The organism is Limnohabitans sp. DM1 (genome assembly GCF_001269385.1).
In the GTDB taxonomy this organism is placed as follows: Bacteria; Pseudomonadota; Gammaproteobacteria; order Burkholderiales; family Burkholderiaceae_C; genus Limnohabitans_A.
This window is the reverse complement of record NZ_CXOO01000022.1, coordinates 171563-185636: the sequence shown is the minus strand read 5'-3', so window position 1 is coordinate 185636 and position 14074 is coordinate 171563. Positions and strand designations below refer to the sequence as shown.

Annotated in this window: 12 protein-coding genes; 10 read left to right on the top strand and 2 right to left on the bottom strand. The window is 60.7% G+C overall.

Annotated features, from left to right (window positions below):
* Positions 1 to 88: 88 nt before the first annotated feature.
* Both AMM33_RS08600 and AMM33_RS08595 read right to left on the bottom strand, forming a co-directional pair.
* On the bottom strand, positions 89 to 832 hold the full coding sequence (locus AMM33_RS08600) for an ABC transporter ATP-binding protein (protein WP_228768029.1): 744 nt from the start codon (positions 830 to 832) through the stop codon (positions 89 to 91).
* Between the two features lie 20 nt (positions 833 to 852).
* Complete coding sequence (locus tag AMM33_RS08595) at positions 853 to 1782, bottom strand: tripartite tricarboxylate transporter substrate binding protein (RefSeq protein WP_228768028.1); 930 nt, start codon at positions 1780 to 1782, stop codon at positions 853 to 855.
* Between the two features lie 296 nt (positions 1783 to 2078).
* Between AMM33_RS08595 and AMM33_RS08590 the strand changes: the two genes are divergently transcribed.
* The 10 genes from AMM33_RS08590 (at position 2079) to AMM33_RS08545 (ending at position 14015) form a co-directional block, all read left to right on the top strand.
* Complete coding sequence (locus AMM33_RS08590; RefSeq protein ID WP_228768027.1) at positions 2079 to 3071, top strand: PQQ-dependent catabolism-associated beta-propeller protein; 993 nt, start codon at positions 2079 to 2081, stop codon at positions 3069 to 3071.
* Positions 3068 to 4333, top strand: coding sequence for a type 1 periplasmic-binding domain-containing protein (locus tag AMM33_RS08585; RefSeq protein WP_228768026.1), 1266 nt, complete (start codon positions 3068 to 3070; stop codon positions 4331 to 4333). Before AMM33_RS08590 ends, AMM33_RS08585 begins: the two co-directional genes overlap by 4 nt.
* Positions 4315 to 5166, top strand: coding sequence for an ABC transporter permease (locus tag AMM33_RS08580; protein WP_090140366.1), 852 nt, complete (start codon positions 4315 to 4317; stop codon positions 5164 to 5166). Before AMM33_RS08585 ends, AMM33_RS08580 begins: the two co-directional genes overlap by 19 nt.
* A gap of 17 nt (positions 5167 to 5183) precedes the next feature.
* The gene (locus tag AMM33_RS08575) at positions 5184 to 5984 is read left to right on the top strand and encodes a quinoprotein dehydrogenase-associated SoxYZ-like carrier (RefSeq protein ID WP_090140364.1); all 801 of its coding nucleotides are present in this window, start codon (positions 5184 to 5186) and stop codon (positions 5982 to 5984) included.
* Positions 5981 to 6964 (top strand): quinoprotein relay system zinc metallohydrolase 1, encoded by a 984-nt coding sequence (locus tag AMM33_RS08570; RefSeq protein WP_090140362.1) that lies wholly within the window; start codon positions 5981 to 5983, stop codon positions 6962 to 6964. The genes AMM33_RS08575 and AMM33_RS08570 overlap by 4 nt, the downstream gene beginning before the upstream one ends.
* A gap of 263 nt (positions 6965 to 7227) precedes the next feature.
* Positions 7228 to 8916: a PQQ-dependent methanol/ethanol family dehydrogenase gene (locus tag AMM33_RS08565; RefSeq protein WP_090140559.1), complete on the top strand. Its 1689-nt coding sequence runs from the start codon at positions 7228 to 7230 to the stop codon at positions 8914 to 8916.
* A gap of 254 nt (positions 8917 to 9170) precedes the next feature.
* A complete protein-coding gene (locus AMM33_RS08560) occupies positions 9171 to 9491 on the top strand; it encodes a c-type cytochrome (RefSeq protein ID WP_090140361.1) in 321 nt (106 codons plus the stop codon).
* Positions 9492 to 9581: 90 nt separating this feature from the next.
* Entirely contained in the window at positions 9582 to 10901 is a 1320-nt protein-coding gene (locus AMM33_RS08555) for a sensor histidine kinase (protein WP_090140359.1), read from the top strand.
* Positions 10898 to 11536, top strand: coding sequence for a response regulator transcription factor (locus AMM33_RS08550; protein ID WP_228768025.1), 639 nt, complete (start codon positions 10898 to 10900; stop codon positions 11534 to 11536). The genes AMM33_RS08555 and AMM33_RS08550 overlap by 4 nt, the downstream gene beginning before the upstream one ends.
* Positions 11537 to 11831: 295 nt before the next feature.
* Entirely contained in the window at positions 11832 to 14015 is a 2184-nt protein-coding gene (locus AMM33_RS08545; protein WP_194945340.1) for a TonB-dependent receptor family protein, read from the top strand.
* Positions 14016 to 14074: the final 59 nt, after the last annotated feature.

Below are 14074 nucleotides of genomic sequence, written 5' to 3'. Positions count from 1 at the left end.
AGCTCCCACAAGGTGCAAGGTTGAAGTCACCCTTCAGACTTCAAAGGGCCGGATCAATAGGCTTAAAAAAACAGCAGGCCTTGGCCTCTCAGACCCGCGTCAAACTCAAAAACGCTTCTTGCACCGAGGCCTGCCCGGTGTCGGTCAGCAGGTCAGCCACGCGGCCTTGGTGGCGGATGGCGCCTTTGTGCAGCACGATCACGCGGTCGGCGTGTTCGACTTCTTCGACCAGGTGGGTGGCCCAGAGGGTGGCCACGCCTTGTTCGCGTTGAAGGTCTTGCACTGCTTGCAGCAGTTGCACGCGCGAGGCCGGGTCCAGGCCCACGGTGGCTTCGTCCATCAGCAGCACGGCAGGGCGGTGCAGCAGGGCGCGTACCAGTTCGATCTTGCGCCGGTTGCCGCCCGACAGGGTGCGGCAGGGCTTGTGCAGGTGTTCCATCAGGCCCAGGCGCTCCAGCCCTTCATGGATGCGGGCGTCGGCCGTGGCGCGGGGCATGCCGTGCAGGTCGGTGTGAAAGCGCAAATTGGCCTGCACGCTCAGGTCCAGGTCCAGGGCCGGTTGCTGGAACACCACCCCCAAGTGGGCCAGGGCGCGGGGGGCGGCGCTGCGCATGTCGTGGCCCAGGATGTGGATGCTGCCGGTATCGGGCGCAAACAAGCCCGTCAGCAGCTGCATCAGCGTGGATTTGCCCGCGCCGTTGGGCCCCAGCAGTGCAACGCGCTCACCGGGCATGAGGCTCACGCTGAGCTCGCGCAGGGCCACATGGCCTTGGTAGGCCTTGCTCAAGTTGTGGGCTTGCAGTGCTGCGGCAGGTGTGGCGGAGGAGGTCATGCGGGATTCCATCGAACGGGTCATTCGGCCAGCAGTTTCATGCGTTGCAGCAACTGGCGTTCACGCGCCGCGATTTGCAGCAGGGTCTGTTTGTAGCTTTGGCTGTCGAGGTAGGCGACGTCTTGGTCATAGCGTTGCAATTCGTTGATATGGCGTGGTGTGAACATGGCAGCCCGAAACGCATCATGCAATGTTTTGACAATGGCCGCCGGGGTGCCCGAGGGGGCCACCAGGCCCCACGGCGAGTGATAGACCGATTGCGCAAATCCCAACTCTTTCATGGTGGGCACCGCTGGCCAGCGGTTGCTGCGCTTGTCGCTGAACACCGCCAAAAGGCGCAGCTTGCCTTGTTCGACCCAAGGGGTAAAACCTGTGGAGTTGACCCCGGCCATGATGTTGCCGCTGGCCAAGGCCAGCATTTGGTCAGTGGTGCCTTTGAAGGGAATGTGGGTGTAGGCGATTTGCTGTGCGCCCAGCAGATCTTCCATGGCCAGGTGTGGTGTCGAGCCCATGCCTGTAGAGCCCAGCATCAGGGCTGTGGGGTTCTGGCGGGCCCAGTCCAGCAGGTCTTGCACCTTGTGCCATGGACTGCTGGTGGGCACCAGCAGTCCAAAGGTGGTGCTGGACACTTGCAAGATGGGGCTCAAGTCGGTCAAAGGGTCCCAGGGCACTTTGTTCATGAGTGCGTGCCGCAACACCGGCAAGGGCAATTGGCCAATGGTGTAACCATCGGGCAAGGCCGCTTTGAGCAAGGGGGCCACCATGGTGCCCGCTGCTCCGGGCCTATTGATGACCACGATGGTTTGGCCCAGGCGATAGCCCGCTTCTTCGGCCAGGATGCGAAGACTCAGGTCGGTGCCACCACCGGCAGGCCAGGGCACGATGAGTTGAATCGGTTTTTGTGGCCAGGATTGCGGTGTATTGGCTTGGGCCAAAGGGGTGCAAGCCATGCCGGCAGCGCTCAGCAGCCAATGTCGTCGGGTCCAGGTGTGGCGCGCAGAAAAACCATGTGTCATGCAGCAATTTAAGCAAATTACACGCCAAGAGCGCACTAGAGTGGTCAAAAACCCAAGGTGAACCATCGGGTGATGTGGAAAACACAAAAATCCGCAAGCCAGCGGAGTCGGGCCAAGCTGTGAAATTTTTGCACCCCTTTAGGCACAGCTCTTGCAAAATAATGTTTGGCTTGCGCGCAGTGTGTCAAAACGGAACACCTGCATAAAACTCAAAAATGGAGACCTCTTTCGTGAAATCACCCCGCACCCCCCTCGTACGAGGTTTGACGGCCTGCACCTTTGCCGTGGCTCTGGCGCTGTCTTGGGCTGGACGGGTCCAAGCTCAAAGCGTTTATGTGTCCTCTGAAAAGGACAACCAGGTGCTGGTGTTCGATGCCGCAGGCAAGTTGCAATCCAAGATCGATGTGTGCAAACGCCCGCGCCACATGATGTTCAGCAAAGACCCGTCCAAAATTTATGTGTGTTGCGGTGACAGCAACCAGCTCGGCGTGGTGGACCGCGCCAGCGGCAAGATGGTCGATACCGTGGCACTGGGTGACAGCCCTGAAATTTTTGACCTGAGCCCGGATGGCAAGGTGGCGTATGTCTCGATTGAAGACGACAGTGTGCTCGCAGCCTATGACCTGGCCACCAAAAAACCGCTGTTCGAGGTCAAAACCGGGGGCGAGCCCGAGGGTGTGATGCTCACCCGCGATGGCAAATTTGCGTATGTGACTTCCGAGGAAGCCAATTTGGTTCACCTGATTGATCTGAGCAGCAAAAAAATCGTCAAAGACATCAAAGTGGGCAATCGCCCACGGCGCTTTGCCGCCTCGCCGGATGGCCGTGAAATATGGGTCAGCAATGAGCTGAGTTCGAATGTGTCGGTGATCGATGGCAAGACCCACACCGTCAAGGGCACCATCACCTTTGACATCAAGGGCATGCGCGCCAGCGACATCACCCCGGTGGGCGTGGTCATGACGCGAGACGGCAAGACCGCCTGGGTCAGCCTTGGCAAAGCCAACCATGTGGCCGAGGTCGATGTGGCCACGCGCAAAGTGCGCCGCACCGTGCTGGCGGGCAAGCGGGCTTGGGGCATGGCCTTGAGCCAGGATGAAAAACAGCTGTACGTGACCAATGGCTTGTCCGATGACATGACCTTGGTGGACACGCAGGCAGGCAAAGCCATCCGCACCGTGGCCGCAGGCCGTGTGCCCCACACCCCGCTGGTGAGCCCATGACGCCCAGCCCCGATGGCCGCAGTGGGGCCAGCACCAACCAGGAGCAAGCACGATTTGCCCCAGGTTTTTTGCAGCCAGTTTTGGCTGCAAAGGCGTTGACGGCACTGAGTCTGCTGGCCGTGGGCCTGAGCGCAGCACCCGTGGCGCAGGCGGCCAATTACACGGTGGCCTTGGTGTCTTTGGACGACGACACCCGTTACCAAAGCCGCCGTCTGGAGCGCCGTTACCCGGGTCATCCCGCCGGGCGCTTGTTGCAAGCGGCGCAGTTGGGGGCCAGCGATGCCGAAGTCGGTTTGCGTGCGGCCGGGCACTCGATCAAAGTGATCGAAGCCACGGCGGGCAGCGCTGCGGATCTGGGCAAGGTCTTGCAGCAACTCAAAAACGACCGTGTGGCCTATTGGGTGCTGGATCTGCCCGAAGCCCAGTTGGCCCAAGCCGTGCAGGCCGCAGGCAGCAGTGCCTTGTTGTTCAACGCCAGCGCCGCTGCCGATGCCCTGCGGGGCAGCCAGTGCGCGGCCATGCTGTTTCACAGCTACCCCAGTCAAGCCATGTTGAGCGATGCGCTGGCCCAGTATCTGGCGGCGCGTTCGTGGCGCAACGCGCTGGTGCTGCAAGGCCCCGAAGCCGCCGACCAGCTGCAAGGCCAGGCCTGGCAACGGGCGGCCAAGCGCTATGGCATCAAAACGGTGGACACCAAGGCCTTCAAGCTCTCGGGCGATCCGCGAGAGCGCGATCTGGCCAACACCCGCTTGCTCACCAACGACCGCAACCACGATGTGGTGGCGGTGATGGACGCCGATGGCGAGTTTGCCCGCACGCTGCCCTACGCCACTCAGCAACCCCGCCCGGTGGTGGGGGCCAACGGTTTGGTGGCCTTGGCCTGGCACACCCAGTGGGAACGCAACGGCGGCCCGCAGGTCAACCGACGCTTTGCGCGACAGGCGCAACGCCCCATGGTCGGGCAAGACTGGGCAGCCTGGGTGGCCGTCAAATCCATCGCGGCCCTGGTCAGCGATCACAGCAAAGCCGCCTTGCCCGAACAAGCCCGCTTGTTGCGCAACGGCCAGGTGTTTGTGGACGGTGCCAAAGGGCCACGCCTGTCTTACCGCGCTTGGGATGGCCAGTTGCGCCAGCCCCTGTTTTTGAGCCATGTGGATGGTGTTGTGGGGACAGCGCCGCTGGAGGGCGTCTTGCACCCGGTTGAAGTGATGGACACCCTGGGTGTCGATGAAAAAGAAAGCCCATGCAAAGCCAAACCTTGAACGTGCAGCCCCCGCAAAGCCCACCCGGCAAAGGCCTGCATTTGCTGCGGGCCTTGCGTGCCGTGGTCGGGCGCGAGATCCACAAGTTCTTGCGTCAACCCGCACGCCTGGCCTCGGCTCTGGTGCGGCCGCTGCTGTGGTTTGTGGTGTTTGCCACGGGTTTTCAGAACGTGTTCGGGGTGTCCATCATTCCACCGTATGAGACCTACATCGAATACAAGGTCTACATGCTGCCGGGCTTGCTGGGCATGATCGCGCTGTTCAACGGCATGCAAAGCTCGCTGTCCCTGGTCTACGACCGCGAGATGGGTCTGATGCGCTTGCTGCTCACGGCACCCTTGAACCGCGCTTGGTTGCTGGCCTTCAAGCTGCTGGCGGGCACCAGTTTGTCGGTGCTGCAAATGGTGGTTTTTTTAGGCGTGGCTTGGGTGTTGTGGGTCGATGTGGCCCCGCTGCACGCCTTGCTGGCGCTGCCGGCCATGGTGCTGGCCGCCGTGCTCATGGCCGCGATGGGTTTGGTGCTGTCGGTGTATGTGCGGCAGCTGGAAAATTTTGCGGGTGCCATGAACTTCGTGATTTTTCCGATGTTCTTCATCAGCTCGGCCCTTTACCCCTTGTGGAAATTTGAAGAAGCCGGGGCCGGGTGGCTTTACCAATTGGCGCTGCTCAACCCTTTCACACAAGCGGTGGAGACGATGCGTTTCGCCTTGCAAGGGCAAACCTACGCCACCGGCTGGCTGGTGGGCGTGCTGGGCACGCTGTTCTTTTTTGCGCTGGCGGTGCGTGGTTACGACCCGCAGCGCGGCTGGATGCGCCAACGCGGCGCGGCTTGAAAAAACCTGGAGCTGAGATGCACACACTTTGGACGCGCCGTCGCGCACTGGCTGGTTTGGGCGCGTCGCTCACCGCCCCCGCCTGGGCTCAGCCGGCAGACCCCACCGGGGGAGATCCCTTGGGCTCCATGCAGTGGCCCGTGGTGATCAAAAAGTACATCGGCACTGCGCCTTGGCGCTTCACCGACGAGGTGGTGGTCAAAGGCCCCGAGTTCGCCGAAGACGCCATGAACGTGCCGGTGTTCGTCGATGCACGGGCGCTGGCTCGCTCAGCCGGGCCGATTGACCGGATTCGGCTGGTGGCTGACCGCAACCCGATTCAGCACATTCTGGACTTTGAACCCCTGGACAGTTGGCCGGTGTTGGCGTTTCGCTTCCGCATGGAGCAAGGCTCACCCGTGCGGGCCTTGGTGCGCACACGCGATGGGCGCTGGCATGTGGGCCAGACCTGGGTGAATGCGTCGGGCGGTGGCTGCACCGTGCCGGGCATCACACGGGCCGACGGCTCCTGGAGCCGCACACTGGGCCAGGTGCAGGCGCGGGTGTTTCGCAACGTGCTCGAAGGCGGCACCCGCTTGCGCCTGCGCGTCATGCACCCCATGGACACGGGCTTGGTGGCCGGTATCCCGAGTTTTCACATCGAACACCTGGAATTGCGCGACCCGCAAGACCAAGCCGTCTGGCGGCTGGCTTTGCACGAACCGGTGTCTGAAAACCCGCTGCTGACGCTGGAGCTGGGCGACGCATTGCGCGGGCCTTGGCAGCTGAGCGGGCGCGACAACAACGGCAACCGCATCCAGGCGCAGGTGAAAGCATGAGGACAGCCACGCTGCGCCGGGCCTGTGTGGGGCTGTTGGCCTGCCTGAGCGCTCAGGCCTGGGCGGTCGATGCGGCCCGGCTCGATTACCAATTGCAGCCCCGGCAAATTGCCCCGGACACTTGGGTGATCGAGGGGGCGGTCGAAGACTTCAGCCGCGCCAACGGCTGCAACATCATCAACACCGGCTTTGTCAGCACGGCGGAGGGCACGCTGGTGCTCAACACCGGGCCTTCGCGCCTGTATGGCGAACAGCAAAAGGCGGCACTTGCCCGCGTGAAGGTGCAGCCCGTCAAGCAGGTGGTCAGCCTCAATTTGCACCCCGATTATTTTTTGGGCAACCAAGCCTGGGGCGATGTGCCCACCGCCGCTTTGCCTGGCAGCCGAGCAGGCATGCAGGCCGAGGGCAAGGCCTACGAAGACAACCTGTACCGCCTGTGTGGCGACTGGATGCGTGGCACCGAGTTTCGGCCCTCGCGCCAAGACATTCAGCCCGGGCGCTTCGATTGGGGCGGTCACGCCATGGAATGGGTGCGCTTGCAAGGCCACACCGATGATGATTTGGTGCTGATTGACCACAGCACCGGTGTGCTGTTTGCCGGGGGGCTGGTGTTTGCCGACCGGGTGCCCACCGTGCCCCATGCCCACTTGGCAAAGTGGGTGGCCAGTTTGCAAGTCATGCGCCAGTGGATCACCCAAGGGCAGGTCAAGACGGTGGTGCCCAGCCACGGCCCGGTGCACACCGGCACCCATGGCGTGGACCAGACCCTGGACTGGCTGCAGTGGTTGCACGCGCGCATGCAGACCAGCGCCGCGCAAGGGCTGGACCTGTCAGAGGTTTTACGCCTGCCCATTCCTGAGCGCTTTGCCCGTTGGGCAGCCTTGCGGGTCGAGTATGCGCGCAACGTGACCACGCTGTACCCGCGTTATGAGACTGAACAGTTTTCGTTTCAGACTGCTCCGGCTGCGACTTCGAAGTGATCCAAAACTGAACATTCAGGCGTGCCCAGGCTGTCCATTGGTCGGCAGATGTTCATTGAAACCCAGGATTTCTAAGGGTTATTCCGGACAATTTGACGCCCCCCCAAGTGCTTTGCTGCTGGCATGGTAATTGCCAAAGTAGAAAACGACAGATGCCAGTCCAGCCTGATGGTCTGGCAAGTCGTTCATTATCTTCAACGCTCTGACCCCTTCTTTCAACAGGAGACACCACTGTGAAACTCAAACTCTTAAGCTTGCTCGTCATGATTGCCGCCGCACAAGCGGGCGCCCAAGTGACCAATGACATGATCACCAAGGACGCCGCCACGACCAACGACGTTCTGTCCTCGGGTCTGGGCACACACGGCCAGCGCTATTCGCCCTTGACTGACGTCAACGCCAAAAGCATCAGCAAACTGGTGCCTGTGTGGTCCATGTCATTCGGTGGTGAAAAGCAGCGCGGTCAGCAATCGCAGCCCTTGGTCCATGGCGGCAAGATGTTCGTCACGGCCTCTTACTCGCGCATTTTTGCGCTGGATGCCAAGACCGGCAAAAAGCTCTGGAAGTACGAGCACCGCCTGCCCGAAGGCATCATGCCTTGCTGCGACGTGATCAACCGTGGCGCAGCCTTGTTTGACAACCTGGTCATCTTCGGCACGTTGGACGCCCAGTTGGTGGCACTCGACCAAAACACCGGCAAAGTGGTGTGGCGCGAGAAGATCGACGACTACTCAGCAGGCTACAGCTATACCGCTGCGCCTTTGATTGCCGATGGCTTGCTCTTGACGGGCGTGTCGGGTGGTGAATTTGGTGTGGTGGGTCGTGTGGAAGCGCGAGACCCCAAGACCGGCAAGATGGTCTGGACCCGTCCCGTGGTCGAAGGTCACATGGGCTACAAAGATGGCAAGGAAAACGGCATCACCGGCACCACCAACGCCACTTGGCCGGGTGATACCTGGAAGACCGGTGGCGCTTCCACCTGGATGGGTGGCACTTTCAACGCCAAAACCGGCTTGGCCTATTTCGGCACAGGCAACCCCGGCCCTTGGAACAGCCACCTGCGCAAGGGTGACAACCTGTACTCCACCTCGACGGTGGCCATCGATGTGAAATCGGGTCAGATCAAGTGGCACTACCAGAACACCCCTAACGACGGCTGGGACTATGACGGCACCAACGAGTTTGTGCTGTTCGACATGGACGGCAAACTCATGGGCGGCAAAGCCGACCGCAACGGTTATTTCTATGTAAACGACGCCACCACCGGCAAATTGGAAAATGCCTTCCCGTTTGTCACCAAAACCACCTGGGCCAATGGCATTGACTTGAAGACAGGTCGTCCCAACTTTGTGCCTGAAAACCGCCCTGGCGATCCCACAGGCCCAGGCGGTGATGGCCAAAAAGGCAAAGCGGTGTTTGCAGCCCCAGGCTTCCTGGGCGGCAAAAACCAGATGCCCATGGCTTACAGCCCCAAGACCAAATTGTTCTATGTGCCTTCCAATGAATGGGGCATGGAAATCTGGAACGAGCCCGTCACCTACAAAAAAGGCGCGGCTTACCTGGGCGCTGGTTTCACCATCAAGCCTTTGTACGACGACTACATCGGCTCGCTGCGTGCTGTGAACCCCAAGACCGGCAAGATCGAGTGGGAAGTCAAGAACGAAGCGCCTCTGTGGGGCGGTGTGCTGGTGGCTGGCGACCTGGTGTTCTGGGGCACGCCTGAAGGCTACCTGAAGGCCGCGGATGCCAAGACCGGCAAAGTGGTGTGGCAGTTCCAGACCGGCTCTGGCATCGTGGCACCTCCCATCACCTGGAAAGAAGGCAATGACCAATTCGTGTCCGTGGTCTCTGGCTGGGGTGGCGCGGTTCCGCTGTGGGGCGGTGAAGTGGCCAAGAAGGTCAACTTCCTCGAACAAGGCGGGTCCGTCTGGACCTTCAAGATGATGAAGTAAACCCCAAGCGCTGGCCCTGAATGCCTTCTCGGGCTCCTGGCCGAGGAGGTTTATCGACCTGACCTGGTTTTGATGACCGGGGCAAGGTCGGTCATCAGGGCGGCCATGGGCGCGTTTTTTGTGCGCAAAGATTTTGGACTGTCCGTGCCTTGTGGGCGGACAGTTACGTGTTGAGGGCCCCCCCACAGAACACATGTGGTGTGCGGATGGCCCAGATGTTTCACCGGACTTTTGACCGAATTTCAAGATACCCCATGAAGACTTCACTCCACCTCATGGCCTTGGCCATCGGCATCGGCGCTACAGGCTTGGCCCAAGCCAGCGATGGCGAGACCTTGCTCAAAGACAGCGGCTGCTTGTCATGTCATGCCAAGGCCGAAAAAATTGTGGGCCCCGCATTTCTGGCCATCGCCGACAAATACCGGGGCGACAAAGATGCTGTGGCCTCCTTGGTGCAATCCATTCAAAACGGCTCCAAAGGCAAATGGGGCCGCATTCCCATGCCCGGGCACAGCAGCATCAGCCAAGATGACCTGAAAACCATGGCGCGACACATCCTCGCCACCAAACCCTGATTCATCGGAAGACACAGGCCACTCACGGCGTGGCCTGTGTCCCGAACTTGCCAAATTTTTTCCGGCTAAGGTCCAGAACCCACACATGCCATGGATTTACGCCGCATCCTTCTTGCCCGGTTGACCCTGGCCTTTGTGGTCTTGTTGCTCATGTTTGGGCTGGTGTGGCTCAAAGACCTGCGTGAAGACGCGCTGGCCGAACAACAAGCCACCTTGCACCTGATCGAGTTGTTGTTGGCTTCGCCCGATGCCGACGCCCCCGCCCATCTGGCAGCGGCCCTGACCCCCGGGCAGTTTCGACATGTCAAGCTGGAGATGTCCCCGCCCGAGCCCATGAGCCAGGATACGCAAGCCCAGCCTCGCGGATTACTGCCTTGGCTGGGTTTGTCCATGGAAGGCGCACAGGCGCACCGCATCCGTGTCGGAACGCAAGAGCTGTGGATCAGTCCTGACCCCGACAGCGAGTTCCGGGAAAAATTCTCCACCTCCGTGCAAGTGCTGATCATGCTGGTGCTTTTTTGTGGCATTTGTCTGGGCCTGACCTGGTTTGCGGTGGACCATGCACTGTCCCCGGTCAAAGAACTCAATGCCGGATTGGTGCGACTGGCCGCTGGCCAAGAGCGTGCCGAATTGCCCGGCTTTGCCTTGCGCGAATTTGCGGCCATTGCCCAGGTGGTGGACCAGCTGGCCGACAGCTTGAGCCGTGCCCGCGAAAGCCAGCGCAGCCTCACACGCCAGCTGATGGAAGTGCAAGACAAAGAGCGCCGTGAACTGGCCGCCGAGCTGCACGACGAATTTGGCCAATCGCTCACCGCCATCAGCGCCACAGCGGCCTACATCGAGCACCACGCCCACCATGCCGAGGCGGCCACACTGACCGATTGCGCCCGTGAAATCGGCAGCGAATCGCGCCGCATCTCAGGCCATGTGCGGCAAATGCTCACCCAATTGCGCCCCTATGGCCTGGAAGACAGCGGCATGCGCGAAGCCCTGCGCGAACTGGTGTCAGCTTGGCAGGCCCGCTTGCCCGATTTGCAGATCAAGGCCCACATTGGACCACTGCCCGCCGTCTCGGCCGATGTGGGGCTGGCCCTTTACCGCTGCTTGCAAGAAGCCTTGACCAACTGCGTGCGCCACAGCGGTGCCCAGCACATCGAAGTCACCGTGGGCGTGCTGGCACAAGAACACAGCACTGAGCCAGGGGATGAACCGGTCAGGCGCATCGGATTGACCGTGTCGGACAACGGCACAGGCCAGGCCCAGGTTTTGCAGCGCCAGCCAGGCGGCGGCCTGCTGGGCTTGCGCGAACGGCTGGCCATGGTGGGCGGCCAATTGCAGATTTCAGATCGGCCAGGCGGGGGGGTGGTGCTGAGTGCCACGCTGCCTGTGCAAGACAAGGAGACGTTGTGAGCATTCAGGTCATGATCGTGGACGACCACGCGGTGGTGCGCACCGGCTACAGGCGCTTGATCGACGCCGAGCCCGACTTGCGCGTGGTGGCCGATGTTGCCACCGGCGATGAGGCTTGCGCCGCATTGCGCGACACCGCCATTGACGTGGTGGTCATGGATTTGTCACTGCGCGAAGGCAGCGGCCTGGAGGCCATCAAGCGCCTGCTGGAGCGCCAGCCCCATTTGCGCGTGCTGGTCTTCAGCATGCACCAGGCTGTGGGCTACGTGACCCAGGCTTTGCGAAATGGGGCGCTGGGCTACATCACCAAAAATTCCGAACCCCTGGAGATGATCGCCGCCATCCGAAAAGTTGCGCAGGGCCAGCGGGTGTTTTCCGCCGACGTGGCCCATGCCCTGGCCTGCCAGGCCGCCGAAGGCAGCGATATGCTGGACAACCTGACCCCCCGTGAATTCGACATTTTGCGCCTGTTCACGGGCGGTCAGGCTCCGGTACAAGTGGGTGAACAATTGCACCTGAGCGGCAAAACCGTGCTCAACCACCTGTCCAACATTCGACGCAAACTCGAGGTCAATTCCGAACTGGAGCTGTTGCTGCTCGCCGCCCGCAACGGCCTGGTGAACCTGGATGCGTAAGCCGCACCCGCAAACCCCAACTTTGCACGCTCTGTAGGTCGGCACTCGAAGAGTCCAACGTGTGTCCGCATACCCCCACCGCCCGCACAAGCGCCGTCGGGCATTCGAATCAAGGTCGGGGTCTTCGACCACCGACCTGCGAAACTTCTAACTGCATGCCATCTGCGGGAAAATTTCCCGGCCTGCTCGGGCGTGACTCCCGGGTGTGCTGGGGGCTGGCGCGATAAGCTCAAAACCTCTCAAAGGGGTCAGAGCCAAAGAGAAGCATTCGTAGACACATTGCATGAAAAAACCCATGAGCACACGACACCCTCACACCTTGGTTGCCACCGCTGTTTTGTCAGTGTTCACCACGTATGCAGCGGCCCAAAACGCTGCACCGTCCAACAGCACGTCCGTGGTGGTGGTCAAAAGCGCCAGCATATTGCCCAGCAGCATTGAAAACCTGCCCGGCTCTTATTCGGTCCTGACCCAGGCGCAAATCGAGGCGCGCGCACCCTTTTCCATCGTCGAGACCATCCGTGAAATTCCGGGTTTACATGTGGTGGCCGAGGACGTGGCGGGCACGCACCTGAACATCGGCATGCGCGGCCTCAACCCCCGCCGCAGCTCGCGCACTTTGCTGCTCGAAGACGGTGCACCCACGGTGTTTTTTGCACCCTACGCCGATCCATCCTCGCACTACAGCACGCCTTTGGAGCGCGTTGAGCGCGTGGAGGTGTTGAAGGGCTCAGGTCAAATCCTGTACGGCCCGCAAACCATGGGCGGCATGATCAACTTTGTCACCCGGCCCGTGCCCACGCAGGGGGCCACTGGCTCGGTGAAAGTCACTGCCGGGCAGCAAGCGTACCAAGGTGCCCATTTCAATTTGGGCACCGGCACCGAAAACGGTGGCGTGATGCTGGATGTGCTGAAAAAGCGGGGCGACGGCATTCGCGCAGAGCACCACTTTGATGTGCAGGATGTGGCCCTCAAAGCGCAGTTCAAAATCAACAACGAGCAACGCATCACGGGCAAGCTCTCGTCCTTCAAGGAAAACTCCCTCTTCAGTGAAACCGGCTTGACTGCGGCCGAATACACGGCATCGCGCTACAAGGGCAGCTTTGACCAAGCCGAAGACGCCATGGAACGCTTCACCATGGACCGCCAAACAGCGCAGTTGGTTCACGAATGGGATCTGAACAAAAACACCAAGCTGAGCACGCAGTTTTACTATTCCAAAACAGACCGCCAATCGCACCGATCCAGAGAGTTTGAGTACGACGATGTCGACAACGCGTTTGGCATGGGCCGGGGCGAATACGCCATCCGGCCCCGACAGTACGAATTTTTTGGCATTGAGCCCAAACTGGAAATCAAGCACAACGCATTTGGCTTGAAAAACCAGACCATCCTGGGCTTCCGATACCACTCGGAAAATGTGGACCGTAAGAAACTGGTCGGAGACAGTTTCAACGAGGTCAATGCCGCAGACGAACGCCTGACAGCCAAAATCAGGGCCATTTCTTACTACGCGCAAAACACCTTCATCGCGGGCGATTGGACCATCACACCCGGTCTTCGCCTGGAAGATGTGACCTCCCGTAAAAAACTCTACAGCTCGGCCACAGGGGCCGCTTTTGATACCCTGGAAAGCAGCTTGACCACCAGCAAGCTGCAAGCCTTGCCCGGTTTGGGCTGGACCTGGAACGGTCTGAATGGCACCACGGTGTTTGGCGGCATCCATCGCGGCTTTGCGCCCCCTCGGCCAGACCGCGACATTGACAACAACACACTGCAAAAGGTGACGCCTGAGTTGTCAACCACCACCGAGCTGGGCGTGCGCACGGGCTTGCTCAAGAGCGGCCACCTGGAGGCCACGCTGTTCAACATGGACATCAGCGACATCGTCGTGCAGTCCGGTGGGATTTTCCGGAACGAAGGTCGGGCGCAGCACACCGGCTTTGAACTCAGCGGCAAGCTCAATCTGGGGGAACTCACGGGGCAGAAAAACCACTACTTTGCCAGCCTGGCCTACACCCATTTGATGACGGCCAAATTCAAGGACAGCGGCCAGGTGGGCGGCGAGGGTGAGGATGGCTACGGCTCTTACCAGGCCGGCAACCGCTTGCCATACGCCCCCAAGCACGCATTGGCCATGAACCTGTCTTACGAAGGTCCGCAGGGTCTGCAGGCCCGCGTGGGGGTCACTTACATCAGCCGACAATTTGCCAACACCGACAACTACCGGGGCACCTCTGCTGAAGGCTATTGCGCAGACGTCGATGGTGCCAGTCAGGCCGACTGCGGCTTGTTTGGCGAAATTCCCTCCTTGACCCTGTACAACGCCTCCATCTCGTATGCGCCCAAGGGCCAGAAAGTGAGCTACTTCCTGAGTGGCGAAAACTTGGCGAACAAAAAGTACTTTGCCTCTCGCGCCAATGGCCTGCAAGCCGGTCGGGGCCGCATGGTGGTGGCGGGGCTGCGTTACGCGTTTTGATTAGAGCAGTCAGGTCAAGCCGGCGATGGATTTTTTGGCATGCTTTGTGCTTAATTAAT

Bases quoted from the DNA above. Each gene is read 5' to 3' on its own strand.
- AMM33_RS08600 (WP_228768029.1), bottom strand. From the start codon at position 832: ATGACCTCCTCCGCCACACCTGCCGCAGCACTGCAAGCCCACAACTTG.
- AMM33_RS08595 (WP_228768028.1), bottom strand. From the start codon at position 1,782: ATGGCTTGCACCCCTTTGGCCCAAGCCAATACACCGCAATCCTGGCCA.
- AMM33_RS08585 (WP_228768026.1), top strand. From the start codon at position 3,068: ATGACGCCCAGCCCCGATGGCCGCAGTGGGGCCAGCACCAACCAGGAG.
- AMM33_RS08580 (WP_090140366.1), top strand. From the start codon at position 4,315: ATGCAAAGCCAAACCTTGAACGTGCAGCCCCCGCAAAGCCCACCCGGC.
- AMM33_RS08575 (WP_090140364.1), top strand. From the start codon at position 5,184: ATGCACACACTTTGGACGCGCCGTCGCGCACTGGCTGGTTTGGGCGCG.
- AMM33_RS08570 (WP_090140362.1), top strand. From the start codon at position 5,981: ATGAGGACAGCCACGCTGCGCCGGGCCTGTGTGGGGCTGTTGGCCTGC.
- AMM33_RS08565 (WP_090140559.1), top strand. From the start codon at position 7,228: ATGATTGCCGCCGCACAAGCGGGCGCCCAAGTGACCAATGACATGATC.
- AMM33_RS08560 (WP_090140361.1), top strand. From the start codon at position 9,171: ATGAAGACTTCACTCCACCTCATGGCCTTGGCCATCGGCATCGGCGCT.
- AMM33_RS08555 (WP_090140359.1), top strand. From the start codon at position 9,582: ATGGATTTACGCCGCATCCTTCTTGCCCGGTTGACCCTGGCCTTTGTG.
- AMM33_RS08545 (WP_194945340.1), top strand. From the start codon at position 11,832: ATGAGCACACGACACCCTCACACCTTGGTTGCCACCGCTGTTTTGTCA.